The sequence below is a fragment of the Aeromonas sp. s1(2024) genome (assembly GCF_040908005.1).
Taxonomy (GTDB): domain Bacteria; phylum Pseudomonadota; class Gammaproteobacteria; order Enterobacterales; family Aeromonadaceae; genus Aeromonas; species Aeromonas caviae.
In genome coordinates, this window is record NZ_JBFOCW010000001.1 from 29,665 (window position 1) to 55,202 (window position 25,538).

Annotated in this window: 25 protein-coding genes; 8 read left to right on the forward strand and 17 right to left on the reverse strand. The window is 60.7% G+C overall.

The window, feature by feature from the left end:
• The first annotated feature begins 142 nt into the window (after window positions 1-142).
• The 4 genes from AB5Y70_RS00150 to AB5Y70_RS00165 all read left to right on the forward strand — a co-directional run bounded on the left by AB5Y70_RS00150 (window position 143) and on the right by AB5Y70_RS00165 (window position 4,869).
• The gene (locus tag AB5Y70_RS00150; RefSeq protein ID WP_049635921.1) at window positions 143-2,005 is read left to right on the forward strand and encodes a diguanylate cyclase; all 1,863 of its coding nucleotides are present in this window, start codon (window positions 143-145) and stop codon (window positions 2,003-2,005) included.
• A 244-nt stretch (window positions 2,006-2,249) separates the two neighbouring features.
• Window positions 2,250-3,839 (forward strand): peptide chain release factor 3, encoded by a 1,590-nt coding sequence (gene prfC, locus AB5Y70_RS00155; protein ID WP_102949290.1) that lies wholly within the window; start codon window positions 2,250-2,252, stop codon window positions 3,837-3,839.
• A 168-nt stretch (window positions 3,840-4,007) separates the two neighbouring features.
• A complete protein-coding gene (locus AB5Y70_RS00160) occupies window positions 4,008-4,346 on the forward strand; it encodes a nuclear transport factor 2 family protein (protein WP_043155376.1) in 339 nt (112 codons plus the stop codon).
• 73 nt (window positions 4,347-4,419) lie between these two features.
• Entirely contained in the window at window positions 4,420-4,869 is a 450-nt protein-coding gene (locus AB5Y70_RS00165) for an N-acetyltransferase (RefSeq protein ID WP_049635919.1), read from the forward strand.
• A 181-nt stretch (window positions 4,870-5,050) separates the two neighbouring features.
• On the opposite strand, the gene AB5Y70_RS00170 is transcribed toward AB5Y70_RS00165, so the two are convergent.
• The 3 genes from AB5Y70_RS00170 to AB5Y70_RS00180 form a co-directional block, all read right to left on the reverse strand.
• Window positions 5,051-5,512, reverse strand: a complete 462-nt coding sequence (locus AB5Y70_RS00170) for an acyltransferase (RefSeq protein ID WP_039039413.1) — start codon at window positions 5,510-5,512, stop codon at window positions 5,051-5,053.
• Window positions 5,509-6,435 carry a MarR family transcriptional regulator gene (locus AB5Y70_RS00175; RefSeq protein ID WP_043155371.1) on the reverse strand — a complete coding sequence of 309 codons (927 nt, stop codon included), beginning with the start codon at window positions 6,433-6,435 and terminating at the stop codon, window positions 5,509-5,511. Before AB5Y70_RS00175 ends, AB5Y70_RS00170 begins: the two co-directional genes overlap by 4 nt.
• Before the next feature lie 193 nt (window positions 6,436-6,628).
• Window positions 6,629-7,666 (reverse strand): alkene reductase, encoded by a 1,038-nt coding sequence (locus AB5Y70_RS00180; protein ID WP_049635918.1) that lies wholly within the window; start codon window positions 7,664-7,666, stop codon window positions 6,629-6,631.
• 167 nt (window positions 7,667-7,833) lie between these two features.
• Between AB5Y70_RS00180 and AB5Y70_RS00185 the strand changes: the two genes are divergently transcribed.
• Window positions 7,834-8,400: a TetR/AcrR family transcriptional regulator gene (locus AB5Y70_RS00185; protein ID WP_049635917.1), complete on the forward strand. Its 567-nt coding sequence runs from the start codon at window positions 7,834-7,836 to the stop codon at window positions 8,398-8,400.
• Window positions 8,401-8,676: 276 nt separating this feature from the next.
• Here the strand turns inward: AB5Y70_RS00185 and AB5Y70_RS00190 are convergent, their stop codons facing one another.
• Window positions 8,677-9,054 (reverse strand): endonuclease domain-containing protein, encoded by a 378-nt coding sequence (locus tag AB5Y70_RS00190; RefSeq protein WP_080988541.1) that lies wholly within the window; start codon window positions 9,052-9,054, stop codon window positions 8,677-8,679.
• 376 nt (window positions 9,055-9,430) lie between these two features.
• Window positions 9,431-10,342 carry a LysR family transcriptional regulator gene (locus tag AB5Y70_RS00195; RefSeq protein WP_049635915.1) on the reverse strand — a complete coding sequence of 304 codons (912 nt, stop codon included), beginning with the start codon at window positions 10,340-10,342 and terminating at the stop codon, window positions 9,431-9,433.
• Window positions 10,343-10,488: 146 nt separating this feature from the next.
• Between AB5Y70_RS00195 and aguA the strand changes: the two genes are divergently transcribed.
• Complete coding sequence (aguA, locus tag AB5Y70_RS00200) at window positions 10,489-11,586, forward strand: agmatine deiminase (protein ID WP_049635914.1); 1,098 nt, start codon at window positions 10,489-10,491, stop codon at window positions 11,584-11,586.
• A gap of 136 nt (window positions 11,587-11,722) precedes the next feature.
• Window positions 11,723-13,426, forward strand: a complete 1,704-nt coding sequence (locus AB5Y70_RS00205; RefSeq protein ID WP_045523418.1) for an amidase — start codon at window positions 11,723-11,725, stop codon at window positions 13,424-13,426.
• A 215-nt stretch (window positions 13,427-13,641) separates the two neighbouring features.
• Here AB5Y70_RS00205 and AB5Y70_RS00210 read toward each other — a convergent pair whose 3' ends face one another.
• Window positions 13,642-14,493, reverse strand: coding sequence for an HNH endonuclease (locus AB5Y70_RS00210; protein WP_080988540.1), 852 nt, complete (start codon window positions 14,491-14,493; stop codon window positions 13,642-13,644).
• A 665-nt stretch (window positions 14,494-15,158) separates the two neighbouring features.
• Window positions 15,159-15,659 (reverse strand): hypothetical protein, encoded by a 501-nt coding sequence (locus tag AB5Y70_RS00215; RefSeq protein ID WP_125117098.1) that lies wholly within the window; start codon window positions 15,657-15,659, stop codon window positions 15,159-15,161.
• A gap of 433 nt (window positions 15,660-16,092) precedes the next feature.
• On the opposite strand from AB5Y70_RS00215, the gene AB5Y70_RS00220 reads away from it, so the two are divergent.
• Window positions 16,093-16,278: a hypothetical protein gene (locus tag AB5Y70_RS00220; RefSeq protein WP_045523422.1), complete on the forward strand. Its 186-nt coding sequence runs from the start codon at window positions 16,093-16,095 to the stop codon at window positions 16,276-16,278.
• A 144-nt stretch (window positions 16,279-16,422) separates the two neighbouring features.
• Here AB5Y70_RS00220 and AB5Y70_RS00225 read toward each other — a convergent pair whose 3' ends face one another.
• The 10 genes from AB5Y70_RS00225 to AB5Y70_RS00270 form a co-directional block, all read right to left on the reverse strand.
• The gene (locus tag AB5Y70_RS00225) at window positions 16,423-16,818 is read right to left on the reverse strand and encodes a hypothetical protein (protein WP_045523424.1); all 396 of its coding nucleotides are present in this window, start codon (window positions 16,816-16,818) and stop codon (window positions 16,423-16,425) included.
• Window positions 16,819-17,052: 234 nt separating this feature from the next.
• Entirely contained in the window at window positions 17,053-17,562 is a 510-nt protein-coding gene (locus AB5Y70_RS00230; RefSeq protein ID WP_049637034.1) for a hypothetical protein, read from the reverse strand.
• 162 nt (window positions 17,563-17,724) lie between these two features.
• Window positions 17,725-18,330, reverse strand: coding sequence for a LysE family translocator (locus tag AB5Y70_RS00235; protein WP_045523426.1), 606 nt, complete (start codon window positions 18,328-18,330; stop codon window positions 17,725-17,727).
• A gap of 16 nt (window positions 18,331-18,346) precedes the next feature.
• Complete coding sequence (locus tag AB5Y70_RS00240) at window positions 18,347-19,174, reverse strand: AraC family transcriptional regulator (RefSeq protein ID WP_045523429.1); 828 nt, start codon at window positions 19,172-19,174, stop codon at window positions 18,347-18,349.
• Between the two features lie 144 nt (window positions 19,175-19,318).
• Window positions 19,319-20,650 carry a ferric reductase-like transmembrane domain-containing protein gene (locus AB5Y70_RS00245; protein WP_111896896.1) on the reverse strand — a complete coding sequence of 444 codons (1,332 nt, stop codon included), beginning with the start codon at window positions 20,648-20,650 and terminating at the stop codon, window positions 19,319-19,321.
• A 149-nt stretch (window positions 20,651-20,799) separates the two neighbouring features.
• On the reverse strand, window positions 20,800-22,044 hold the full coding sequence (locus tag AB5Y70_RS00250) for a DEAD/DEAH box helicase (RefSeq protein ID WP_045523431.1): 1,245 nt from the start codon (window positions 22,042-22,044) through the stop codon (window positions 20,800-20,802).
• Between the two features lie 102 nt (window positions 22,045-22,146).
• Window positions 22,147-23,622, reverse strand: a complete 1,476-nt coding sequence (locus AB5Y70_RS00255) for a GGDEF domain-containing protein (protein WP_049637033.1) — start codon at window positions 23,620-23,622, stop codon at window positions 22,147-22,149.
• Between the two features lie 219 nt (window positions 23,623-23,841).
• Complete coding sequence (locus AB5Y70_RS00260; protein ID WP_041214564.1) at window positions 23,842-24,495, reverse strand: DUF799 domain-containing protein; 654 nt, start codon at window positions 24,493-24,495, stop codon at window positions 23,842-23,844.
• Window positions 24,492-24,851 carry a DUF4810 domain-containing protein gene (locus tag AB5Y70_RS00265; RefSeq protein ID WP_080944194.1) on the reverse strand — a complete coding sequence of 120 codons (360 nt, stop codon included), beginning with the start codon at window positions 24,849-24,851 and terminating at the stop codon, window positions 24,492-24,494. The genes AB5Y70_RS00260 and AB5Y70_RS00265 overlap by 4 nt, the downstream gene beginning before the upstream one ends.
• Window positions 24,852-24,862: 11 nt before the next feature.
• Entirely contained in the window at window positions 24,863-25,534 is a 672-nt protein-coding gene (locus tag AB5Y70_RS00270; RefSeq protein ID WP_045523438.1) for a CsgG/HfaB family protein, read from the reverse strand.
• Between the last annotated feature and the right edge of the window lie 4 nt (window positions 25,535-25,538).

The following is a 25,538-nucleotide window of genomic DNA, read 5'->3' on the forward strand; positions in this document are numbered from 1 at the left end:
CTGTAAAGAAGGGGATAGGGGAGGCTCTCGTCCGATATGAGGCGTTTTCCCACCCTCTGACGGCTGTGCGCCCAGAGTCTGTGGGGATATGATGACAGCGGTGAGCGCGGCGTCCGGCCAGTGAAGAGGAGAAAATGTCCGCATGAAGATCCTGATGGGAGGTGGTCTGTTGCTGGGGGTTGCCCTGGCCCAGGCGACGCCACTGGCTGGGTACGAGTTGCAACTGGCGTTGCAGCGACTGGAAGAGTCGACGATGCCGGTGCAGGTATTTCGCGAGCGCGTCGCCGCCCTGACTGCCGAACAGGCACACTATCCGCCCGAGGTGCAGGGCCGCCTTGCCCGGCTGCAGTGCTGGGCCCAGCCGAGTGAACGAGACGAGGAGTTTCGCCGCGCGGTGGCGTTTGCCGAGCAGGGGCTGGCGCAGGCCCGTGCCCGCAAGGACAGGGTCACCGAGGTGGGGTTGCTCGCCTGCCGCGGGTATCACCGGCAACTGCTCGGCAACATGGCCGGGGCGGGGGAGGATTACGACGCCGCCCTGACCCTGGCTCGCCGACTCGGGGATGAGCGTCAGCGTGCCGACATCCTGAGCCTGCGGGGGGAGATGTACTCCTACCAGGGGGAGCTGGCGGAGGGGCTGATGGATCTCATCGATGCCCACCAGCGATACGAGGCGCTCGGGCTGGAGGCCAAGGGGCGCGAGGTGCTCGCCAATATTGCCAATGCCTATCGCAGGATGGGGCTCTATGAGCGGGCCGAGAGCTATTTCAAGGAGCTGGAGCACGACTACCGGCAGCTCGGGGTCGAGGAGTACCTGGTGGACATTCACAGCCAGCAGGGGCTCCTCTACATCGACACCGAAGAGTACGACAAGGCGCTGCCCCTGATGGCCGAAGCGGAGCGTTACTATCTGGGATCAAACCAGGAAGGGGTCCTGGCCTGGAGCCGGATAGAGCTGGCCACCATCCTGCAGAAACAGGGCAAGCCGGACCAGGCCATGACCAAGCTCGATCAGGCGGCAGCCTCCCTTCATCAGGGGGAGGGGGCGGACAGCGTCACCCTGGGCCACTGGCACCTCGTCATGGCCGAGGTCCTCGAGGCCCTGAACCGACCCGGCGAGGCGCTGCGGCACCTGGACGAGGCCGAGCCCATCTTTACCCGGGAGCAGAACCTGCGTTTCCTCGCCCGGGTGCATGAGACACGGGCCCGGGTGCTGGAGCGTCAGGGGCATATCCAGTCGGCCCTCACCAGCCTCAAGACCTATGTCGAGACCCGCCAGGCCCTCGAGCTCAGATTGCGGGAACAGCGCTCCTTGCAGATGCGTTTCGAGTTCGATCTCGCCCGCAAGGAGCTGGAAAACCAGACCCTCAGGTCCCAGCAGCAGTTGCAGGCGGAGAAACTCAAGCAGTTGCAGGAGCGGCGCTACTGGCAATACCTGGTGGTGGCCCTGCTGCTGGTGGTGATGGGCACCCTGGTGGTGCACCAGCGCGGGCGCACCCGCAAGATGCAGCGCCTCGCCATGACGGACGAACTGACCGGCATCCACAACCGGCGCCAGATCCAGGCCAAGGGGCGCAAATGGTTCACCCAGGCCCGGGAGGAGGGCAAACCCCTGTGCGTGCTGCTGCTGGATGTGGATCACTTCAAGAAGGTGAACGACCAGCTGGGCCACCACGTGGGGGACAGGGTGCTCACCGCCGTGGCCCAGTGCATCGAGGAGCAGTTGCGCAGCCTCGACAGGGTGGGGCGCAACGGCGGCGAGGAGTTTCTGGTGCTGCTGCCGGATACCCTCCTGGGCGAGGCCGTCGAGGTGGCGGAGCGGATCCGCCTCGCCGTCGCCTGCCTCGAGATTGAGGGGGTGCCTGCGGATCACCCCATCCACATCAGCATCGGCTGCGCCCAGTACAAACCCGAGGATGACAACCTGGGCGAGCTGGTACGCCGGGCCGACGAGGCCATGTACCAGGCCAAGCTGGCGGGGCGCAACCGGGTGATGACGGCCCGGTGAGGTCGACCCCGGGCCCCCGTGATAGCGGGCTGGGTATTTTTCACTCGCGCGGGTATAATGCCGCGCAATTTTGCTTTGACCCGGGGCCAGACCCATGTAATGCAACGCGCTTCTCCTGTCTCCACCGGCGGTCACTGACCCGCCCGCGTGGTGTCGTTGTCTGCATGGGCGCCCTGATTCCAAGGTGCTGTCCCGCATTTTTCCCACGGTGGCTCCAGGCCGCCGCTCAATAGAAGAACGTCGAATTATGTCAGCTGAATTTCTGAGTGAAGTCTCCAAGAGACGCACTTTTGCGATCATCTCGCACCCGGATGCGGGTAAAACCACCATCACCGAAAAGGTCCTGCTGTTCGGACAGGCCATTCAGCGCGCCGGTACCGTCAAGGGCCGTGGCTCGGGCCAGCACGCCAAATCCGACTGGATGGAGATGGAGAAGCAGCGCGGTATCTCCATCACCACTTCCGTGATGCAGTTCCCCTACGCCGACTGCCTGGTCAACCTGCTCGATACCCCGGGTCACGAGGACTTCTCCGAAGATACCTACCGTACCCTCACGGCGGTCGACTGCTGCCTGATGGTCATCGACGCCGCCAAGGGTGTTGAAGACCGGACCCGCAAGCTGATGGAAGTGACCCGGCTGCGCGACACCCCCATCCTCACCTTCATGAACAAGCTGGACCGCGAAGTGCGCGACCCGATGGAGGTCATGGACGAGGTGGAGCGCGAGCTCAACATCATGTGCGCCCCCATCACCTGGCCTATTGGCTGTGGCAAATCCTTCAAGGGTGTCTATCACCTCTACAAGGACGAGACCTATCTCTATCAGAGCGGTCAGGGCCACACCATCCAGGAGAAGCGGGTGGTCAAGGGGTTGAACAACCCCGAGCTGGATGCCGCCATCGGCGACGATCTGGCTGCCCAGCTGCGTGGCGAGCTGGAGCTGGTGCAGGGCGCCTCTCCCGAGTTCGATCACGACGCCTTCATCGCCGGCGAGATGACCCCGGTCTTCTTCGGGACCGCCCTCGGCAACTTCGGTGTCGACCACATGCTGGATGGCCTGACCGACTGGGCGCCAGCCCCCATGCCGCGCAAGGCCGAGAGCCGCGAAGTGGTGGCCACCGAGGAGAAGTTCTCCGGTTTCGTGTTCAAGATCCAGGCGAACATGGACCCGAAACACCGCGACCGTATCGCCTTTATGCGTATCGTGTCAGGTACTTACAGCAAGGGCATGAAGATGCGCCACGTGCGCATCGGCAAGGACGTGAACATCTCCGACGCCGTCACCTTCATGGCCGGTGACCGCGAACAGGCGGTCGAGGCCTGTGCCGGCGACATCATCGGTCTGCACAACCACGGCACCATCCAGATCGGCGACACCTTCACCCAGGGTGAAGATCTCAAGTTCACCGGCATCCCGAACTTCGCACCTGAACTGTTCCGCCGCATCCGCCTGCGTGACCCCCTCAAGCAGAAGCAACTGCTCAAGGGGTTGGTGCAGCTCTCCGAGGAGGGGGCGGTGCAGGTGTTCCGTCCGCTCATCAGCAACGATCTCATCGTCGGTGCGGTCGGTGTGCTGCAGTTCGACGTGGTGGTTTCTCGTCTGAAGAGCGAGTACAACGTCGAGGCCATCTACGAGGCGGTCAACGTCGCCACCGCCCGCTGGGTGGAAGGGAGCGACGTCAAGAAGTTCGAGGAGTTCAAGCGCAAGAACGAGGTCAACCTGGCCCTCGATGGCGGTGACAACCTCACCTACATCGCGCCGACCATGGTCAACCTGCGCCTGGCCCAGGAGCGTCACCCGGACGTTCACTTCCGCCAGACCCGCGAACACTGATCACTCCGCCCGCACCCAGCGGGTGGCTGATGACCAGAGAGACCCCGCTTCGGCGGGGTTTTTTGTTATGGGGCGTTTCATTGGAAGGGGCGTAGATCCCCATCCGGGGCTTGATGAGTGAATAAAAATAAAGGATAAGTGATTTAAATTTCACTCATGGAGAGAGACATGTCCGTCACCCAACCCGTAGAGGCGCAGTTTGCCGCCTACAATGCCCACGATCTCGACGCCTTCGTGGCCTGCTTTGCCCCGGATTTCAAAGGCTATCGCATGCCGACCGAGACGCCGAGCACAGTCGGCAAGGGGGCGCTGCGGGCCTTCTATGCACAGCACAGATTCAACAACCCGCTGCTCAAGGCCGAGCTGCTGTCACGCACTGTCATGGGCAACAAGGTGTTCGATCACGAGCTGATCCACGGCCTCTCCCCCGAGCCCATCGAGAGCGTGGCGGTGTTCGAGGTGAAGGAGGGTCTTATCCAGACCGCCTGGTTCTATTTCCCCTCTTAAACCCGACACTGTATTTGCCATACGGCCCCATCCTATTGCACCGCTGTGCAGGGAAGGGTGACAAGGAGATGCCATGCAGATATTCAAGGCCACGTTGGCCCACATTGAAGAAACCAGCCGTCTGTTTGATGCCTATCGGCAGTTTTATGGGCAAGCGCCGGACAGTGATGAGGCAACCCGATTCATTGGGGAACGCCTTCAGGGGGCGGATTCAGTTATCTTTCTGGCACGCAACGAGGCGGGAGAGTGTGCAGGCTTTGTCCAGTTGTATCCGGCATTCTCTTCCGTCGCGATGAAGAGGATGTGGTACCTCAATGATCTTTATGTCGTCGAGTCAGCTCGCCAGCAGGGGGTGGCAAGAGCGCTGCTGAAACGGGTGGCCAGCTTTGCTAGGGAGACAGATGCCCTGACCGTCAAACTGGCGACGGCTGTCTCCAATCAACCTGCAAAATTACTTTATGAATCAGAAGGGTATCAAAAGGTAATCGCCTTTGATCACTATACCCAACGGGTTGGAGCCTGACAGGCGTTATGTGTCACTGTCCATGAGATGAATGGCAAGCGCTCTTCTGGGGAGGCGCGGTGTCAGCCTGGGGTCGTGATACGGGGTGATCGGGCTCGCGGGGTATCGACAGATTGCCTGTCCGTCCCCCCTTCTACCCTTGCGGGAGAAGGGGGGGTGAGGGGGGAATTGGCGCTTCTGGCTAGAAAGTACGCAGCAATCTGGCGGGGTTGCCGGCATAGGTGCCAGGTACAGTGATGTCCCGGGTCACCACTGCGCCGGCACCGATGACGGCTCCCTGGCATATCCGTACCGGCAAAATGGTGGCGTTTGAACCGATGGATACCCCATCCCCAATGTGGGTTCGGCCCCAACTGGCGGGATCCGGGTCGGGGGCGCCGCTTTGAAAGAGGTCATTGGCAAACATGACGCCGTGACCGATAAAACAGCGCTCACCTATGGTCACATGCTCACAGATAAAGCTGTGGGACTGGATGCGGGTTGCGCGACCTATGGAGACGTTCGACTGTATCTCCACGAAGGGGCCGACAAAGACATCGTCAGCCAGGGTACAGCCGTAGAGATTGACAGGCTCAACCAGCTTCACCCTTTCACCGAAGCTGACATCTCGTATGCCGACAGAGAGTCGGGTTGGTTCACTCATCTCCCCTCCTTCCCGTCGAGCGCCAGTACCATGCAGATCTCGCAGGCGTCGTGGCCCGTGCAGCCAAGGGGCCCAGGCAGGTGTTCGAAGCCCAGGGATTCATAGAGGGCGGTGGCTTCCCGCAGCACGGCGGTGGTCTCCAGATAGCAGCGCTGGTAACCCAGGGCGCGAGCCTCGGCCAGCGCCTGCAACACCAGCCGCCGTCCCAGCCCCAGCCCTCGCAGGGCGGGCAGGAAGTACATCTTCTGCAGCTCGCACACATCCGCTGCCCCCGCCAGCGGCGCTATGCCACCCCCGCCGAGAATGGCGCCGTCCGGTCCCTCAATCACCCAGTAGCGGCTGCGCTCCCCCTGATAGGTCTCGTGGAGAAAATCGAGGTTGGGATCCGCCACCCCGTACCCCTTGTCGGCGGTGAGGCCGTATTCGGCGGAGACGGCGCGCACCACGGCGGCGATCCGGGGATTGTCGGCCGGGGTGATGGGGCGGATGACGAAGCCCTGCTGGCGGCGGGCGCGGGAGAGGGCGCTGCGATAGAGCCGCATGCCCTCCCAGATCTGCTCGCACTCGGCGGGGGAGAGCTGGGCCAGGGCCCCCGCCATGGTCTCGTCCATCTGCCGGTGCAGCTCCTCAAGCTGTGCCTTGCCCGGCTCGGTGAGGCTCGCCTCCTTGCTGCGCCCGTCAGAGGGGTGGGGTTGCCAGGCGATAAGCTCCCGCTCGGCGAGGCGGGCCAGGGGGCGGCTGGCGTTGGATTTGTCGATGCGAAGGCGCTCGGCAAGCTGCTGGTTGGTGGCGGGACCGTTCTCCAGCTCGATGAGCAGGTGGGCCTCCAGGGGGCTCAGGGCCAGCGAGCCGCACTGCTGGGAGAGCATGCCGAGTTCGCGTACCAGTTCCCTTGACAGGGCGCGCAGGGGGCGGGGATCCATGGGGTTGTCTCCTAGTGATGGTATTTGGTTGTTGTACGCAACCAATAGCATCGTTTGGTTGTTGGTGACAACCATTTGCGTGAAAAAGGGTGAAAGGCAGGCAGAAAAAAGGGCCCGGGAGAGGGCCCAAACATTGGAAACCCGCGCGGGGGGCGCGGATCCCATCCTTGGTCAGGCAAGGCGCCGGCGAGGGTTAGACCAGCTCGGCCAGCATGGTGTCGGCATAGGGCACCAGGGCGTCGCCCTGTTTCACCTTGGCGAAGTAGTCCGGGTTGGCGATGAGGGGGCGACCGATGGCGACGAGGTCGAAGCGGTCCGCCTCGATGGCCTCGAGCGCGGTCTCTGCGCTGTAGTTGCCGACCCCCACCAGGTGGCCGTCGTAGCGGGCACGCAGGTAGTCGGAGGCGCGGCCGTCCAGGTAGTCGAAGGTGAGGCTGTCATCGAAGATGCCCAAGTGCAGATAGGCCAGAGTGCGCTGGTTCAGCTCGGCCAGCAGGTGGTCGAACACGGCGCGATCCCGGGCATCCCCCTCCAGGTGCACATAGGCGCCGGGGGAGAGACGAAGGCCGGTGCGATCCCCGCCGATGCGGGCGGCGATGGCATCCACCACCTCCAGCGCGAAGCGGCTCATGTTCTCGGGGCTGCCGCCGTAGTTGTCGGTGCGCAGGTTGCTGGCGTGGTGCAGGAACTGATCGATGAGGTAGCCGTTGGCACCGTGGATCTCCACCCCGTCAAAGCCCGCTTCGATGGCGTTGGCGGCGGCCTGGGCGTAATCCTCGACCAGCTGGGCGATTTCGCTCCCGGTCAGGGCGCGCGGCACCTGATAGACCAGCTCGCGCATGCGCGGCACCGTGCCCTCATGGGCGACGGCGGAGGGGGCCAGCACTTCGGCGTGGTGGAAGAAGGGGTGGGAGAGACGGCCCACGTGCCACAGCTGGGCGAAGATCTTGCCGCCGTTGGCATGCACGGCGCTGGTCACTTTCTTCCAGCCGGCGATCTGTTCGGCGCTGTAGAGCCCCGGGGTATTGGGGTAGCCCTGCCCGTCCGGACGGATGATGGTGGCTTCGGAGATGATGAGGCCGATGTCGGCGCGGCGGCCGTAGTAGGCGGCCATCTGTTCGGTGGGCACCAGACCCGGGCCCGCCATGCAGCGGGTGAGGGGGGCCATCATGAAACGGTTCGCGAGGGTGAGGGTGTCGTTGAGGCGATAGGGCTGAAACAGGGTATTCATGATCGTCTGTCCTGAGGGAGTGATTCTTGAACGGGCATTCAAGACGTTTTTTGGTTTGTGTGCAAGTATTTTTTGAGCAAGCATTCAACATGGATTGACGGGGGAGGCTGGGGTAAACTTGCCGCCCTGTTTTTTCCGTCCCGCGGGACCTTGCCACCGGAGACCCCATGCGCAGCGCCGAATACGATCGGGATGCCGTCTTGCGAAACGCCATGGAAGCCTTTCGCGCCAAAGGCTATGCCAAGACCACCATGCAGGAGCTGGTGGCCGCAACCGGCCTGCACCCGGGCAGCCTCTATGCCGCCTTTGGCAACAAGCGCGGCCTGCTGCTGGCGGCGGTCGATCACTATGTGGCAGAGAAGGGGGCCCTGCGCCGCCGCTGCCTGGCACAGCCCAGCCCGCTGGCGGGGCTGCACGCCTACCTCGAGCAGGTGGTGGACGATGCCCTGCAGGGCTCCTGCCTGCTGACCCGCACCCTGATGGAGCTGGCGGAGCAGGATGAGGAGCTGCACCTTCGCTTCAAGGCCATCTACGGCGAGCTGGAACAAGATCTGGCCGGGCAGCTGGCCCTGGCAAAGGCGAAGGGAGAGCTGGCAAAAGAGGGGGACATCCCCACCCTGACCGCCTTCTTGCAGGTCCATATCCAGGGACTGGTCACCTTCGCCCAGTGCCACCCCGACCGCCCTCTGCTGGCCGGTGTCGTCGCCCGGATGATGAGCGCCCTGCGGGCGTGATGGCGAGGATGGAAACAACAAAGGCTCCCGCGGGAGCCTTTGTTGTTGCTGGGAACTCCCCTCGCAGCAGGGATTTTGCCCCCTTCTCCCCTTGCGGGAGCCATGGTTGTTTCTGGGGGAGGTCGCACGCCGCTTGGTTGTTTGTTCCCTTCTCCCCTTGCGGGAGCCATGGCTGTTTCTGGGGGAAGCCACACGCCGCTGGGTTGTTTGCTCCCTTCTCCCACTTATTTACAAAAGAATGGGAGAAGGGCTGGGGATGAGGTGGAGGGCTCGTGCTCAGCGCAAAGAGAGCAAAAGAAGTTTCAGTACGGCCTCCATCCGACTCAACACATCGTTATTCCACACCCGGATCACCCGAAAGCCCTGCTGATTGAGGTAGGCCGTTCTTGCGCCATCATGTTGCCGTCCGGCCGGTTCGTTGTGCTGTGACCCGTCTACCTCGATGATCAACCTCTGCTCAAGAGAGATGAAATCGACAATGTAGGGCCCGATGGGCATCTGGCGACGGAATTTCACCCCGGCCAGACGGCGGTCGCGCAATTGCAGCCACAGCTTCTGTTCGGCAAGGGTGGCTTCTCGCCTCATGCGCTTGGCAAACGGATGGGTTCTCTTGGTGCCTATCCAGAGCTGTTTGACCCTATTAGATATAGCCATTCCCCGGTCTGGTGACTGAGTGGGTGGCGTCCCCTCACCCTGGCCCTCTCCCCAGAGGGAGAGGGGACAGATCGAGTGACAGTTGTCATCTTGTTGGTCATCTCGGGGCCATCGTGGTGTGGTGTGACATTGAACTGATGAATCGACAGGTCGATGTGCTGGTGGGATGTATTCCGCCCTAGCAGACAGGTTGTTTGCGATGCTGCCAGTGGCGCAGATCCGCTCCCTTCTCCCCTTGCGGGAGAAGGGTTGGGGATGAGGGGGGGAGTCACACGCCGTCGGGTTTTTCAGGAGTCACCAGCTCTTTCATCAGATGCTTGAGCCACACCTGGGCCGGCTGCTGCGCATGGTGCTTTGGTATGCCAGCCGCTGCCGCTTAGCCCGGATTCACCAGATCCTTCATCAACGCCTTCAACCAGGTCAACGCCGGTTGCTGGGCGTGGACCGGGTGCCAGACGCAGTTGAGGTGATAGTCCGGCACGTCGTCGGGCAGGGGCAGGCTTTTCAGCGGCCAGTGGCTGGCGAGCAGCTCGGCCACCATGCTGGGCAGTACCAAGAGGTGATCGCTCTGGCTCACGATGGCGGCGGCGGACATATAGCTCTGGCTGTTGACCGAGATGGTGCGGCTATGGCCCAGGCTCTGCAAATAGCGGTCGAGGCTCGCCTCCGAGGTGCCGAGCGGCGAGTGGAACACATGGGGCATCTCGATTAGCTGGTCGAGGGTGATGCGCTCCTCCTCCAGCTCCAGGGTGGCACGCACCAGCCCGGCCAGGGGTTCGGTGAGCCAGGTCTCCTTGCCCAGATACCCCGGCACCTGCATGTACTCGTCAAACCCCAGCACGAGATCTATCTCGCCGCTCGCCAGCTCGGCTTCGGGCAGGGTATCGCGCAGGATGCGGATCTCGATGGTGACGCCGGGGGCCAGCTTCCTGAGGCGCTGGATAAGGGGCGGGATCAGCACGCACTCCACGTAATCCGTGGTGCAGAGTACGAAGCGGCGCTTCGACTGGCGCGGCGCGAACTCGTCCTCCTCCCAGAGCTGCTGCTCCAGCAGCCGCAGCGCCTGCTGCACCCCCAGATGCAGGCGCTGGGCCCGGGGAGTCGGCAACATCCCCTGGGGCGTGCGCACCAGCAGCGGGTCGCCGAGAAAGGCCCGCAACCGGCCGAGGGAGTGGCTCATGGCGGGCTGGCTGATAAAGAGCGATTCGGCGGCGCGGGTCACGCTCCCTTGCGTCATCAGGGCGTCAAAGGCGAGCAGCAGATTGAGGTCGAGCTGGTGCAGTTTCATGGGGGGATTATTCGCCGTGTTTATGGGACAATTAATCCTATTCATTTGATGGATGGGCGCGCAACTTCTTACACTGCGACCCACTCTTATTTTTTTCAGGGTTCCCAGGCAAATCGGGGGCCTCAATCCATGCAAGGAGCCTTGCGATGAGCATCAAGACCATGAACACCACGCCGGCCGCCGACGGCTTCACCATGCCCGCCGAGTGGGCTCACCAGCAGGCCGTCTGGATGATCTGGCCGTTCCGCCCGGACAACTGGCGGGAAGCCGGTCGCTTCGCCCAGGCCACCTTCGCCAAGGTGGCGGATGCCATCGGTGGCGCGACGCCGGTCTTTATGGGGGTGCCGGCCCAGTTTATGGAGCAGGCCCGTGGCATCATGCCCGCCCACGTTACCCTGGTTGAGATGGCCAGCGATGACTGCTGGGCCCGCGACACTGGCCCCACCATCGTCACCAACGCCGCAGGCGAGTGCCGTGGGGTGGATTGGGGCTTCAACGCCTGGGGCGGTCACAAGGGGGGTCTCTACTACCCGTGGAACCAGGATGAAGAGGTCGCTGCCCGGATGCTGGAACAGCACGGCATGGGTCGTTACGACGCGCCGCTCATTCTGGAAGGGGGCTCCATCCATGTGGATGGCGAAGGCACCTGCCTGACCACCGCCGAGTGCCTGCTCAACGAAAACCGCAACCCGCACCTGACCAAAGAGCAGATCGAAGCTCACCTGCGCGACTATCTGGGTGTCACCAGTTTTATCTGGCTGGACGAAGGGGTCTACATGGACGAGACCGACGGCCACATCGACAACATGTGCTGCTTCGTGCGCCCGGGTGAAGTGGCCCTGCACTGGACCGATGATGAGACAGATCCCCAGTACGCCCGCTCCCTGGCCGCCCTCCAGGTGCTGGAAGCGGCGGTCGACGCCAAGGGTCGCAAGCTGAAAGTGTGGAAGCTGCCCCAGCCGGGCCCGCTCTACTGCACAGAGGAAGAGTCTGCCGGCGTCGAGAGCGGCAGCGGTGTGCCGCGCGAGGCAGAAGGCCGTCTGGCCGGTTCCTACGTGAACTTCCTTATCACCAACGATCGCATCGTCTACCCGCTGCTGGATGCCGCCACCGACGGCGAAGCCCAGCGCATTCTGGAAGAGATCTTCCCGGAGCATAAGGTCGTCGGCGTACCGGCCCGCGAGATCCTGCTGGGCGGTGGCAATATCCACTGCATTACCCAGCAAATTCCTTCTGGCAAGTAAGAACCTGTTCCAAGCCAGCCAAGGTTGGTATTCAAAACCCCACGCCGTGGGGTTTTATCTCTTGATAACGTGATGGCCGCAGGCGCCGATGCGGCGATCATCATGACAAACAGTCACCCTTTTACAGGAGATCCCCATGATCGAAGTGACCGAGGTTTCCATTGTCGAGCTGCGTGCTGCGCTCGAATCAGGCCGCACCACCGCGGTCGAACTGGTCGAGGCCTATCAGGCCCGGATCGCCGCCTATGACGGCCCCGAGACACCAACCCGCCTCAATGCCGTCGTGGTGCCCAACCCCGATGCCCTGAAAGAGGCGCAAGCTTCCGATGCGCGCCGCGCCCGTGGGGAAACCCTGGGGCCGCTCGACGGCATCCCCTACACCGCCAAAGACAGCTATCTGGTCAAGGGGCTGACCGCCGCCTCCGGTAGCCCGGCCTTCAAGGATCTGGTGGCCCAGCGCGATGCCTTTACCGTTGAGCGCCTGCGCGCCGCCGGCGCCATCTGCCTTGGCAAGACCAATATGCCGCCCATGGCCAATGGCGGCATGCAGCGCGGCGTCTATGGTCGCGCTGAGAGCCCCTACAACGCCGACTACCTGACCGCGCCCTTTGCCTCCGGCTCCTCCAACGGGGCCGGCACTGCCACCGCCGCCAGCTTCGCCGCCTTCGGTCTGGCGGAAGAGACCTGGTCGAGCGGCCGGGGTCCTGCGTCCAACAACGGCCTGTGTGCCTACACCCCGTCCCGTGGCGTGATTTCGGTGCGCGGCAACTGGCCCCTGACCCCGACCATGGATGTCGTCGTGCCCTACGCCCGCACCATGGCCGATCTGCTGGAAGTGCTCGATGTAGTCGTCGCCGACGATGCCGACACTCGCGGTGATCTGTGGCGCATGCAGCCCTGGGTCAAGCTGCCCAAAGCCTCCGAAGTGCGTCCGGCTTCCTATCTGGAGCTGGCTGCCAAGCCCGATGCCCTCAAAGGCAAGCGCCTCGGTGTGCCGCGCATGTTTATCAACAAGGATGAACTGGCCGGCACCAGCGACAACCCCGGTATCGGCGGCCCGACCGGTCAGCGCATCCATACCCGCGAGACCGTGATCGCCCTCTGGGAAGATGCGCGCAAGGCGCTGGAAGCCGCTGGCGCAGAAGTCATCGAAGTGGACTTCCCGCTGGTCTCCAACTGCGAAGGGGACCGACCCGGCGCGCCGACCGTGTTCAATCGCGGCATCGTGAGCCCGGAGTTTCTCAACGACGAGCTGTGGGAGCTCTCCGGCTGGGCGTTCGACGACTTCCTGCGTGCCAACGGCGATCCCAAGCTCAACAAGCTGGCCGATGTCGATGGGCCGAAGATCTTCCCCCACGATCCGGGCACCCTGCCGAATCGCGAGGGCGATCTGGCGGCGGGCATGGACGAGTACGTCAATATGGCCAAGCGCGGCATCAAGCGCTTTGACGAGATCCCCACAGTGCCGGACGGCCTGCGCGGTCTGGAGAAGACTCGCAAGCTGGATCTCGAGGACTGGATGGACGGGCTCAAGCTCGACGCCGTGCTGTTCCCCACCGTCGCCGACGTCGCCCCGGCTGACGCGGATGTGAATCCGGCCTCCGCCGATATCGCCTGGAGCAACGGCATCTGGGTTGCCAACGGCAACCTCGCCATTCGTCACCTCGGCGTGCCGACCGTCACCGTCCCCATGGGGGTGATGGCCGATATCGGTATGCCGGTGGGGCTGACCTTCGCCGGTCGCGCCTATGATGACAACAACCTGCTGCGCGTCGCCTCGGCCTTCGAGTCCACCGGCAGCAAGCGGATGGTGCCGCCACGTACGCCGCCGTTGGGGTGAGGGTGATTACCAGTAGGACTAGATAGCGCGGATTGTCCGCTCATAACGATAATAAAGCCACTCACTATATGGTGGGTGGTTTTTAATTTTTGAAATTGGTTGTGGGAAAACGATTTATATTATGCACGTTTCTTGAAATATCTTTGATGCATTTTTATTCATGCTTTCTAAGATTATTCTTGGTAAAGTGCATGTGTTATATGGAATGACGTTTTTTAATACCAAGAGTGATAAAAACTTGATGTGGTTGCATCACCACCATGCTTATCGTTTTGATTGCATTCTTTACATAGTAATTGCATATTTGATATGTCATTAAAACCAAAGTTTGACAAAGGTACAATATGGTCATAGTTCGCTACATTATCCAAGTTTAATGTGCCTGAAAGATCTTTGTTACAGAGTACACAGCGTCCTCTATCTCTAAAATAAACGGCTTTTCTAACCCAGCTTGGAATGTTTTTCCTTTTTAGCTTGCCATTTTTCCTTATCAGATCATCTGATTTTGACTCAACAGTATGTTCACGTTCCAAAGCATTTGCCATCATTGTGTTAAACACAAGCATTAACACACGATTTTGAAATAGAACATGGAATACTTCTTTTGATGTATGCTCAATGAGTTGTTCAAAATTTCCATTAAGCCTTAGTTCAAGAAGATAATCATAAATATCATCTTTATCGCATGTCGTGAATTTCTTGTCTCTTTCATGCAGAAAACTTGAGAAGCTTTCGTATTCCAATCCATGAAATGTCAACGCCAGTTCAATAGGCAAAATATCCCATTTTAAATGTTTATTTATTATTGGAAGATGAGCATTGTTTTTTATTAACTGTTGTCGTTCCTCCAAATCTATATCATAGGTGTTATCCCAAGTGACATCATCTATTACAAACTCTAGAAAGTCATGAAAAACAGAGTGCTTTCTAAATGGTTGCAGCATATTTAGTATATTACCATCGCCATGAAAGTTATGAAGGTCACGTAAATATGAGTCTTGCTCCATTAGAATATTTGATATTACGTTACAGAAATAATATGTTTCATAATACTTTACATTGAGCACTTTGTTCTCCTCATATTAATTATTTTTAATAAAGTCGTATTTTAGTTTTATTTGTTAAAGTAGCTTTGGATATATAATCGCGTAGTCTACCTCAAAAGGGCTGTAGATCTGAATGACGAAGTATATTCGGACGATCGCGAATGGGGGCCGAGAAGCCGCTGACATCCGGAGTTTCCTGCCGGTCTTGCTATGACTCGGTACGCGGCGGTATGCGGACGATTACGCTGCGCTAATCGACCCTACATGATGTGGCTTATTGTTACCTCCCCCTCATCCCCGACCCTTCTCCCCTTGTTTGTGATCAAGAGTGGGAGAAGGGAGCAAACAGGCTCCGCTGATTATGCGTTGGCTCTGTGGTGCGGGTGAATATGAGTGGCTTGGTATTGGCACGGGTCATCCCCTCTCCCTCGGGAGAGGGCCAGGGTGAGGGGCCGCTATCTGTGTTGTAGGTTCGAATAGCGAAGCGTATTCGGACGATCGCGAACAGGTAGTGGCCGAGAAGCCACTGATATCCAAAGTATGCTGCCGGTTTTGCCATGATTTGCTGCGTGGCGGTATGCGGACTAATTTTTCATTTCCTTATGTTAGTTATGGTACAACTCTACAAAACAGTGGGTGCTAGAAATATAATAGAGCGTTTTTTCTAAAGTTTTTAATTATTGTTTTCATGTCGATGTCATTACAATTAACCATACATGTAGTATCTTTTTTCTTTTGAAGAAAACCTGGTAAAGGTTCGAATCCCGATACCTTGTAGTAGTCAGGGTTAATATCGGAGTAAAGAATAAATGCTCTTGTTTTAAATTGGTTGCAATACTCTTTTTTACTGCGTCTAATAGTATTCTGGCAAAGCCATTTCGCCTTTTATCAGAAACTGTAGATAGAGACCCTATACCTATGGTTGAAATGTCATAAATGGAAGGTAGTGAATAACATATAATAGAACTTAAAATACAATTGCGTTCTTCAAGAATATACCAAGTTCCTTTTTTATATTTTTCAGAATTATTACAGGAAAACAAATACTTGTTGAGTTCTAATCCATCTCCCCAAGCATCATAACCCATTGTATAGATACTGTTCATATCATCTAACGTAGCGGTTCTGATTACTAGGTCATCAAATCTAAGAAGTGGTAAATTTTCTGCGGGTGTTAAAAAAGACATAAACCACCTTTGATAAATGGGTATTGATAACTAGTTGTAAAAATACAGGTAGGGATGTGGATTAGTGTTCACAATATTATTGCGGTGGCTCGTTTGGGTCAACTTTTGTTTTTTTAAAATTAAAGTGCTGCGTTGTTATGATTTTTTGTGATCTTGTATTATTTAGAGAGGGTGGGGCGGTATTTTGTTCCGATTAGCGGCTTTGTCGGGATATTGATTTCCACTTTTTCCGTCCGAATAAAGATACGGTGAGAGAGATGCCTGCAGATTGCTCTTCATACAAACATGGAGAGAAGAGGCTATTTTCACCATCTTCACCTTGGCTTCACACAACCTCATTTTTTCCTCACAAATCCCCCCTATCTTCTGTCCACTGATAAATGGGCCTGCTTGCCACAGGAGTGGCAAGGGCCAACGAGAGGGGAGCAAGAGGATGAAATCCTGGATCAAATACGGGCTGGTCGGGGCCTTGATACTGGTGGCGAGTTTCTGGGGCGGCAGCGTGCGGGCGGTGCAGATGCCCCTTGGCCAGGATACTGCCGTGCCGGGGCAGCTAACCGCCCAGGTTGCGGTGCTCCCGAAGGAGGCCCATTTCCAGCCCCTGGGGGCTCTGCCATAGGTTGCTGCCGGACGTGGCACCTGAGGGAGTTGATACCGGTCTTTTTAACCAGACCGGGCCGGTGACGTCACGGCACAGTGCGCATCAACACGGGCCGGGCTGGCTAGTGCGCGACATAGTGAGCCTCATGCCAGACCGGGCTGGCTACTGCGCCTGATATTGGGCATCCAGCCAGGCGATGGCCTCTTGGGGGTCGTTGAATGCCTGGATATGGCCCGGGTGAGTGAGGGAGAGGCAGGAGAGGGCGATATGATGGAGCACCTTGGCCGAATAGAGGGAGGCGATGGCCACCAGGTTCTTCTGGGCGAGCCACCCATAAATATCCTGCAGATGGGGCAGGGCGGAGAGCACCACCCCCTGATGCTGGCGATGGTCCACCAGGGCGCAGAAACGCTTACCGTCCAGGCTGTTCACCACGGTCTTTATCTGTGCAATCCACGCCAGCATACCCTCTTCATTGAAAGGGCCGATCAGCTCACAGGTGACCAGGTGTTCCTGCACATTGAAGATGAACTCACCGTGTTTTTTATCAAAGGACATACAACATTCTTATCCATGACCAGGGGCGGCAAGATGATATTGATTCATTCAACCTGCATCAATATCCGAATGAGGGTTTTGGTCATGGCGTCGTATTGCTGCGTTGACGCCGGGGGTAAGGTGCTTGTCCGTGATGGCGATACGAGAACAACAGGCGGCGCCAGTGTATTTCATCCGGATGCCGGGTAGTCCGGTCTGCATCCAGGGTGGCAATGCTCCTGTTTGCCCGGGCCCTTATCCCGGGGTGTCTTGCCCGGAAGGGGGGACTGCCTTGGTGAGGGCGTCGATGGCATTGGGGACGAATCGCTCGGAAAAACCGGCGATAAAGGCCCAGATGACGGCTTTGGCGGCATCCAGATTGGTTGCAGGAGAGGCCAGGGTCAGCAGAGTCTGCAAGGAGACATAGGGGTGCTCCATGTGTTTGAACTTGGGAAACAGGTCCCCCTGGAGCAGGCTGCTGGCAAAGAGCCCGTAGGCGATAAAGCCGAGAATGCCGGAAAAGAGCAGGGAAACATAAAACTGCGTCACGATCACCCGGGGTTGGCTGATGTGGGCGATGGCACCGCTGTCGTGCAGCCTGGCGAGGCGGTAATAGTTGTTGATGACGGCCCCCACCGATCCGGCAAAGAAGATGGCGGTCATGATGTTGGACATGAGGGGGATGGTTTGTAGCAGCAGTACCAGAGCAAGGCCTCCGAAGGAGATGAGGCCGCTGATGGCCAGGTGTTTGTAGTAGCGATCCATGGGTAGCTCCACTTCGGGCACAAGACCCTGTTGAGGATAGTCAGCCTATGGCGAAAATGACCCGAAAAGGCCGGTGAAGCAGTGCCCGGCCTGTGTCTTCTCAGTTGCAGTGCCATTTCATCGGTGGTGTTTCACCGTTTTTGGCGTGGGCAATTGACCTGCTCAGCCAGCCAGCGGCAGGTAGACATGCTGGTAGGCCAGGGCCATGGCGCTGTAGAGCAGCAGGGCGGCCATCAGCAGGTTGAAGTACCTGAACCAGCGAGGATGTTGAAGATGACGTCCGATGAGGCTGCCCGCCATCGAGTAGCTGCCGGGGGCACCGGCGGCCAGCAGGCCGAGCAGCAGGGACCAGGGCAGCAGGCTCCATCCGTGGATCTGGGCCGCCGGGAACTGAATGCTGGTGATGGGCAGGGTGGCGATCATCGCCTTGGGGTTGAGCAGCTGGATGACGAAGCCGCTGCGCACCCCCAGAGGGCGGGTAGGCGCCTCGTTGGCACCGAGCTCGCCGCTGTCGCTGGCGATCTTGATGGCGAGGTAGGTGATATAGAGGCACCCCACCAGGCTGACATAGATCAGGGTATCTTCCCGCACCAGGCGGGTGCCCGCCCAGCCAAAGAGCAGCAGGAGCACGAACATCGCGATGCCAACCCCGAGGAAGAAGCCAAGGGAGGCACGGGTGCGGCCGCCCAGGCCTGCATTGAGGCCGATGAGGTTGACGGGGCCTGGGGTATACATGATGCCGATGGCATAGGCGAGAAGCTCAATCATGGGGTGTTCCTTGGGCTCAGCGGATCAGGCTGGCGCTGTATTGGGTGGGGGTCATGCCATAGATGCGCTTGAAGCGACGGTTGAGGTGACTGAGATCGGTGAAACCGTAGCGGTACACCAGATCCTGCGCCGACTCTCCGGCGGCCAGGGCGCGCCGGGTGGCATTGATGCGGCAGTTGATCACGTATTGATGGGGGGTGATGCCAAGCTGCTGGCGAAACAGCCGCAGGAAGTGGTACTTGGAGATGTTGGCCGCCGCGCTGATGTCGGCCAGGGAGATATCCTGCTGGAAGTGGGCGTGGATAAAGTCCCTGGCCTGCAACAGGAGGCGATCGATGCGGCTCACCCGGCCATTGGGCTCAAAACGTCCCGCCTGCTGCATCACCCGGGTGGCGAGGCGATAGAGGGCAAACTCCTGCTCTATGCTGTCGGCCTGGCCGCGCACCGCCTGGGCCAGCTCGAGGATGCAGGCGCTCAGCGCCTCATCGCGCACCAGGGGCTGCAACAACCGGTAGGTCCCCATTGCCCGCTCGCCCGCGGCATCGGCAAACAGCGGAGTGAGTTCGTGGGGTGGAATGTAGAGCATGGTGTAGTCGAGGCTGGCGTTGTCCCCGGCATGGCCGTCGTGAACATCCCCGGGATTGAACTGGATGACGCTGCCTGCCGGGCTGGAGTGGGCTCCGCCGTGGCAGAAGAAGTTCTGCCGCCCGGCCAGAGTGACCCCGAAGGAGTACTCCTCGTGGGCGTGACGGTCGTAGCGAAATTCCGTCATGTTGACACGCAGCGCAGTCAGGCTCGCCAGGTGCTGACTGTGTGCGAATATGAACTGGTTGTCCTGCGCCATCTTTCCCTCCTGTACCAGACTGCCCCCCTAATCTAGCCCCAAGGGTGTGCCTCTCGCTTGGACAATCTTGCTGTTTGCCGGCCCGCCTGCGCCCCGCACCGAGAAAAACGGCGCAGCCGATGGCTGGCTGCGCCGGCTGGCCCGTCAGCGAAAGCGAAACAGCTCCCGGTGCAGCGGGGTGGCCAGATGGGCATCCAGGGTGTGGGCCATGGGCTCGGGGCCGCAGAACCACACCGGGGTGTGCTGGCGCTCGCCCAGGGCGGCGAGATCCAGTCGGCCGCGCTCGGACTCCAGATGCAGCCGGTAGTCGATCCCGACCCGGCGGCACAGCTCGGCCAGCCGACCGTGATAGGGGGCGGCCTCGGCGCTGGGGGCGCATTGCAGCAAGGTGGTGCCGGGGCGTTGTTCACCACGGCGCACCAGGGCCTCCAGCCAGGCGACGAAGGGGGTGATGCCGATACCGGCACCGACCCAGAGCGCGGGGGCCGGATCCGGCAGGGCGAAGGCGCCATAGGGGCCGGTCACGGTGACGACATCCCCCACCTTGAGGTGGCGATGCAGCCAGCGGGTGTGATCCCCGAGGGCGCGCACCGCCAGGGTCAGGGTGCGGCCATCCGCCGAGACATTGACCAGGGTGTAGGGGTGGGGCTCGCCGCGCCCGGCAAAGTCGAAGAAGGCGAACTGCCCCGGGCGGTAGCCGGGCAGGGGAGAGGCCAGGGTGACCCTGATCTCCAGGGTGCGCTCGTCCAGAGGGGTGAGGGCGCTGACCGCTCCCTGGCGGCGTGCGTCCCGTCCCACCCGGCCAAACAGGGAGTAGAGCGCCCCCAGAGCACCCAGCCCGCCGCCGATAAGCAGGGTCAGGCCGACCGGGGTCAGGGAGCCGATGCGCGGCAGCAGGCAGAGCCCGTGCAGCCAGCCCATCAGATAGATGACCGGGGCCAGCCGGTGAACCACCTTGAAGCGCTCGTAGCGCACCACCGCCAGCAGGCTTACCACCACCAGCGCCAGCAGCAGATAGAAACTCCATTCCCCCAGGGGATTGCCGAGGCTGTGCCAGAGGGCATCGTTACCAGCACCAGCACCAGCACCAGCACCAGCACCAGCACCAGCACCAGCACCAGCACCGCGGCGCGCCGGCCGGGTCAGCCAGTCGGCGGCGACAGCCCACTTGGGGGCTTCCACCAGCAGCCAGTGGGCCACCAGGGTGCCGGTGGCCCAGAGGGCGCTGCTGCGGTGCAGGTGCAACATGCGATCCAGCCCGCCGCACCAGGCCTCGAGCCTCGGCAGGCGCAGGGCGAGCAGCAAAGAGAGGGTCATGGCGCCAAGGCCAATCAGACCGGTCAGGATCAGCAGTTCGTGGCGCCAGGGCCAGAGACCGGCGGGCCACTGGGTCAGGCCAGCAAGCCAGAGCAGGGTGAGGGTCAGGGGCAGGGCCCAGACGAGGGATGCGGGTTTCATGATGTCCTCCTTGTCCATGCCTCCATTGCACGCCTGCTTTGTGGCGAAAGTGTGCCTCGCTACTACCTCTTTTGTAGCAAGCTGTGGCAAGGGGGCTCCCTTATCAGGGAAGAGAGAACAAGGGGGAGCCCGGCTGGCCAGGGTGACCCCCGAGAGAGCCTGTCATGTCAGCGCTTGTGGCCCTTGCCGCCTGCCAGGGCCTGCTTTCTGGCCTTCTGCTTCTGGGCGCCCTTGCTGGCGCGGCGCGGCTCGGGGTCGAAGCGGGTGAGATCCGGCTCAAAGCCCGGGAACCACTGCTGGGGCAGGCGGGTATCGAGCACGGCTTCGACTTTCTCCAGCAGGGGGGCGTCTTCCGGGCTGAACAAGGTGATGGCGAGCCCCTTGTTGCCGGCGCGGCCGGTGCGCCCGATGCGGTGGACGTAATCCTCGGGCTGATGGGGGAACTCCAGATTGATCACATGGTTGAGCTCGCTGATATCGAGGCCGCGAGCCGCCACGTCGGTGGCCACCAGGGCCTGCAAGGTGCCTGCGCGAAACGCCAGCAGCACGTTTTCCCGCGCGCTCTGTGACAGATCCCCGTGGAAGGCGAGCGCATTGATGCCCCCCTTGCCAAGCTGCTGGGCCAGCTTGTCGGCCCCCTGGCGAGTGCGGCTGAAGATCAGCGCCGGCGCCCAGCCCTTCACGGTCAGCATGTGCTCGACCAGCGCCACCTTGCGATCGCTGTCCACCGCATAGACCCGCTGCTCCACCTCGGCCGCCGTGGTGTTGCGCGGTGCCACTTCCACCAGCGCCGGGTCGCGCAGCAGTACCTTGCAGAGGGCAAACAGGTTGTCATCGCAGGTGGCCGAGAACAGCAGGGTCTGGCGATCCGCCGGGATTTGCTTCAACAGCGCCTTGATCTCGTCCATAAAGCCCATGTCGAGCATCCTGTCCGCCTCGTCAAACACCAGATGGCGCAGTTCTGCCAGCGTGAGCGCCCCCTGGCGCAGGTGATCGAGCAGGCGGCCCGGGGTGGCGATGAGGATATCCACCCCGGCGTTCAGCGCCTCCACCTGTGCGGCGATGCTCACCCCGCCGTAGACCAGCGTGCTGGTGAGAGTGGTGCCCCTGGCGTAGCGAGTGACGCTCTCGGCAGCCTGCACCGCCAGCTCGCGGGTCGGCACCAGCACCAGTGCGCGGATGGGGCGGGGGCCATCGCTCGTCGGGTGTTGCAACAACAGCTCCAGCAGCGGCAGCACGAAGGCGGCGGTCTTGCCGGTGCCGGTCTGGGCGCCCGCCATCAGATCCCGCCCCGCGAGGATCAGGGGGATGGCGCTGGCCTGCACCGGGGTGGGGGCGGCGTAGCCAAGCTCGGCCAGGGTTTGCTGCAAGCGGGGGGAGAGGGCCAGTTCGGCGAAAGAGGCAATGGACATAGGGCACCAGTATGGGGTTATCCCGCCCCGTGGCCGGGACGGAAACAATCAGCGTGGCCGGGATGGTAACAGATAGCAGGGGAGCGGCAGAAGCCGGGCCGCTCAGGGGGCCGAATTGTCACCCGGATCGCGGACAAGGCGGATGGTCTGCCCCTGGTAATAGGCGATATTGCGCTTGCCGTGCTGCTTGACGTGATAGAGCAGGTCGTCGGCCAGTTGCACCGCCTCGGCCACCGTCAGGTAATCGCGAATGCGGGTTACTCCGGCGGAGAAGGTGATGGGGGCGGGCAGCTCGGGGATGCGCAATGGCCGCTCCAGCAGGCGGGCGGTGGAGTGATGCATCATTTTGTCATCGTCCATCCCCTTGAACAGCACGATGAACTCTTCCCCGCCCCAGCGAATGGCGACATCGCCCTTGCGGATATTGGTCTTGAGGTGATTGGCGAAGGCGACGAGCGCCAGGTCACCCACCCCGTGACCATGGGTGTCGTTGACGGACTTGAAGTTGTCGATGTCGAGGATCATCAGGTAGTCGTGCTCCCGCAGCAGCGCCTGATTGAGGATGTCACGGCGTGGCAGCCGGGTCAGGTGGTCGGTCTGGGCCAGGATGCGCAGACGGGTAACCAGGCTGCGCCCCGTCAGCATGATCAGCAGCAGGATGATGAGATAGAGCTTGAAGGCCGCCCCGTAGAGCACGGACCGGATGAAATCGCCGTAACTGTATGACCACTTGAGGTAGAGATCATTGCCTGCCTGAGTGCGCATCAGCGGCGTGCTCAGGCAGAGGTGGAACGGGCGGCAGGGCTCGACCTCTTCGAAGGAGAGGACGGTCCGGGTCGGATTGAGGCTCTCGAAGGGGTGCAGCACATCCTTGAACGCCCGGTCGACGGCGATGTCGATGCCCTTGAGTCCATAGCGGTAGTCCTTGATGGCGGGCTCGTAATAGACGAAGGGGAAGTAGAGGGTGATGGTATTCAGTCCGGTGAAGGTGTCGGTGTAGATCTCGGATACCCAGGCTTCATCCGTGCTGCAGGGGACATGGGTGGAGGCGAAGGAGGCGCAACCGAAAAAGTGGGTCCAGGGCTCGATGTCATTGAGGTCGGTGTTGACCGGGAGCAGCTGGCTCGGCAGCATCCCCTTGTTGGCGACCATGCCAAGCAGGCGGCGATCGTCATAGAAGGCGTAGAGGTTGAGGACCTCGGGGTTGGAGATGACGTACAGGTAGGCGAGGAGCATCTGGTTGGCCGGGGGCAACACGGGAATGACCGCCAGGCGCTTCAGGGTGGGGAGATCATAGCCATAGGCATAGGCCGCCGCATCCCCGTTCTCGCTGAAGATGGGCATCTTGATGCTGCTGTTGTCGATGAAGTCAGCCAGTTTCTCTGGCGCCAGGATGCGGGCCCGCTGATAGAACACCTCGAACAGGTTGGCTTGCTTGGCGGTAATGAGCGCCATGTCGTGCCTGATGACGAAGTAGGTGTAGTTGGCTACCAGCCCGAGCCCTGTCAGAGCCAGACATAGCCAGCCAAACCGGTAGAGCCATTGACGGGGGATGATACGCAACAGTGATCCAGCCATGCAGTGAACTCGTCCATGGTGACAGAGGCCATTCTTGTAACTGATTTTGCCGGGCATCACCAGATGAAGTTGGTGGGTCGTCACCCGGCATGCGCAAGAATGAGCCAACAATATCAAAAAGATAGACGATGAGGCGTCATTCGATGTCAGGCAGGGGAAAGGGGTGGCGACTGAAACAAGAGGGCATGGCGCCCTCTTGTGTGGACTGTGACGGGCGCCTTAGCGAGCCTGGTATTTCGGCGAGCGGGGGCCATGGAGGATGCCGTTGGGCATGTCGGCACTGAGCAGCCTGACGCTGGTGATACCGGCGATTTCATGACCCTTGTCGGTAAGGGTGTTGGCAATCTGATTGACCACCGCCACCACCAGCATGCCGATGAGGCCGCCCCCCGAATTGCCCTGCTGCTCGGCACTGCTGGCGCTGGCACTGCCTTCCCACAGCAGCTTGCCGGTGCGCAGATCCACCAGGCGGGCACTGGCGGTGACCACTGTCTCGCTGGAGATGACCAGATAGCTGGTGCCGTACTCCTTGATGTCGAGGTAGAGGGCGGTATCGGCTCCGTAGATCTCGTGGAGCTTCTTGATGGGCAGCGCCTGGATGTCGGCGGGCTCGGTCACGCCGTTCTGCCGGAACGTCTCGTTGGTGACCGCTACCGGCAGCACGTAATAGCCGGACTCGGCGAGCGGATAGGTGATCTGGGATTGCAGGCTGGGGCCCGCCTTGATGTCCGGCGAGTGATTCACCGGCGGCAGCACCAGAATGGAGGTCGGTCTGCTCTCCTTGAAGTTGCTGTAGTCGTAACCGGGGCCCTGTGCACAGCCGCCCAGGAGGAGGGCGCCCAGCGTGAGGGCAAGGAGGGTGCGCAGGGTCATTGGGTCTCTCCCTTCTTGTTGGACATCAGGAAGTTCATGAAGGGGGCCGATTCGGGGAAGAGGCGCTTCTCGGTTTCGAACTGCTCGCGAGTCTGGGCATCCTTGCCGAGCTGGGCGTACAGCATGCCGAGGTGAGCGTGAAAGCCCGGTGGCACAGCCTGCCCCTTGGCGCTCGCTTCTTGCTGGTTTTTCTCCAGTGCATCGATCTGCGCTTCGACCCCGGTGTCGTCACCCTGCATGTGCTGGTAAACCACTCCCTGATATTGATCCCAGTTGTAGAGCGTCTGCGGCCCCTGGGCGCAGGCGCTCAGCAGCAGGCCGCTGACCAGCAACAGGGAAGGACGGAACCGCGTCATCTCGTCTCTCCTCATTGGACCGGGCGCCAGGCACCGGTCTCGATGCCGTTCACCAGATTGTTGACGGCCTCGCGGATGGCGAGATCCAGCACCTTGCCGTTCAGGGTGGAGTCGTAGCTGGCGGTGCCGCCGAAGCCGACGATCTCGCGGTTGGAGAGTTCGTACTCCCCGGCACCCTGGGAAGAGAAGACCACTTCCGAGGTGGTGACGTTGACGATGTTCAGGTTGACCTTGGCATAGGCGATCTGTGACTTGCCACGACCCAGGATGCCAAACAGCTGATGATCACCGACTTCCTTGCGACCAAACTCGGTGACGTCGCCGGTGACCACGTAGTCGGCGCCCTTGAGTTGCTGAGCCTGTTGCTTGATCCCGGCTTCGGCCTGGATCTCCGCCATGTTGTCGCGATCCAGCACGCTGAAGCGGCCGGTCTGCTGCAGGTGGGTGAGCAGCACGGTTTTCGCCTGGTTGCCCAGCCGGTCCACGCCGTCGGAGAAGATGCCACGCATGTAGCTGGAACGGTTGTCGAACTTGCCGACGGCGATGGGGCTGCGTGCGCCCTGATAGTGGCTCTGATAGGAGGCAACCTTGGGTACCTCCAGGGTGCGCGACGACTCGCTCGCACAGGCTGTCAGCAAGCCCGCCATCAGGATGACACTGGATGAAACAACAAACTTCTTCATGTAA

What these genes read in the sequence shown, in the direction of transcription:
- AB5Y70_RS00150 (WP_049635921.1), top strand. Translation starts at nt 143, where the DNA reads ATGAAGATCCTGATGGGAGGTGGTCTGTTGCTGGGGGTTGCCCTGGCC.
- AB5Y70_RS00160 (WP_043155376.1), top strand. Translation starts at nt 4,008, where the DNA reads ATGTCCGTCACCCAACCCGTAGAGGCGCAGTTTGCCGCCTACAATGCC.
- AB5Y70_RS00165 (WP_049635919.1), top strand. Translation starts at nt 4,420, where the DNA reads ATGCAGATATTCAAGGCCACGTTGGCCCACATTGAAGAAACCAGCCGT.
- AB5Y70_RS00170 (WP_039039413.1), bottom strand. Translation starts at nt 5,512, where the DNA reads ATGAGTGAACCAACCCGACTCTCTGTCGGCATACGAGATGTCAGCTTC.
- AB5Y70_RS00175 (WP_043155371.1), bottom strand. Translation starts at nt 6,435, where the DNA reads ATGGATCCCCGCCCCCTGCGCGCCCTGTCAAGGGAACTGGTACGCGAA.
- AB5Y70_RS00180 (WP_049635918.1), bottom strand. Translation starts at nt 7,666, where the DNA reads ATGAATACCCTGTTTCAGCCCTATCGCCTCAACGACACCCTCACCCTC.
- AB5Y70_RS00185 (WP_049635917.1), top strand. Translation starts at nt 7,834, where the DNA reads ATGCGCAGCGCCGAATACGATCGGGATGCCGTCTTGCGAAACGCCATG.
- AB5Y70_RS00190 (WP_080988541.1), bottom strand. Translation starts at nt 9,054, where the DNA reads ATGGCTATATCTAATAGGGTCAAACAGCTCTGGATAGGCACCAAGAGA.
- AB5Y70_RS00195 (WP_049635915.1), bottom strand. Translation starts at nt 10,342, where the DNA reads ATGAAACTGCACCAGCTCGACCTCAATCTGCTGCTCGCCTTTGACGCC.
- aguA (WP_049635914.1), top strand. Translation starts at nt 10,489, where the DNA reads ATGAGCATCAAGACCATGAACACCACGCCGGCCGCCGACGGCTTCACC.
- AB5Y70_RS00205 (WP_045523418.1), top strand. Translation starts at nt 11,723, where the DNA reads ATGATCGAAGTGACCGAGGTTTCCATTGTCGAGCTGCGTGCTGCGCTC.
- AB5Y70_RS00215 (WP_125117098.1), bottom strand. Translation starts at nt 15,659, where the DNA reads ATGTCTTTTTTAACACCCGCAGAAAATTTACCACTTCTTAGATTTGAT.
- AB5Y70_RS00220 (WP_045523422.1), top strand. Translation starts at nt 16,093, where the DNA reads ATGAAATCCTGGATCAAATACGGGCTGGTCGGGGCCTTGATACTGGTG.
- AB5Y70_RS00225 (WP_045523424.1), bottom strand. Translation starts at nt 16,818, where the DNA reads ATGTCCTTTGATAAAAAACACGGTGAGTTCATCTTCAATGTGCAGGAA.
- AB5Y70_RS00230 (WP_049637034.1), bottom strand. Translation starts at nt 17,562, where the DNA reads ATGGATCGCTACTACAAACACCTGGCCATCAGCGGCCTCATCTCCTTC.
- AB5Y70_RS00235 (WP_045523426.1), bottom strand. Translation starts at nt 18,330, where the DNA reads ATGATTGAGCTTCTCGCCTATGCCATCGGCATCATGTATACCCCAGGC.
- AB5Y70_RS00240 (WP_045523429.1), bottom strand. Translation starts at nt 19,174, where the DNA reads ATGGCGCAGGACAACCAGTTCATATTCGCACACAGTCAGCACCTGGCG.
- AB5Y70_RS00245 (WP_111896896.1), bottom strand. Translation starts at nt 20,650, where the DNA reads ATGGACAAGGAGGACATCATGAAACCCGCATCCCTCGTCTGGGCCCTG.
- AB5Y70_RS00250 (WP_045523431.1), bottom strand. Translation starts at nt 22,044, where the DNA reads ATGTCCATTGCCTCTTTCGCCGAACTGGCCCTCTCCCCCCGCTTGCAG.
- AB5Y70_RS00255 (WP_049637033.1), bottom strand. Translation starts at nt 23,622, where the DNA reads ATGGCTGGATCACTGTTGCGTATCATCCCCCGTCAATGGCTCTACCGG.
- AB5Y70_RS00260 (WP_041214564.1), bottom strand. Translation starts at nt 24,495, where the DNA reads ATGACCCTGCGCACCCTCCTTGCCCTCACGCTGGGCGCCCTCCTCCTG.
- AB5Y70_RS00265 (WP_080944194.1), bottom strand. Translation starts at nt 24,851, where the DNA reads ATGACGCGGTTCCGTCCTTCCCTGTTGCTGGTCAGCGGCCTGCTGCTG.
- AB5Y70_RS00270 (WP_045523438.1), bottom strand. Translation starts at nt 25,534, where the DNA reads ATGAAGAAGTTTGTTGTTTCATCCAGTGTCATCCTGATGGCGGGCTTG.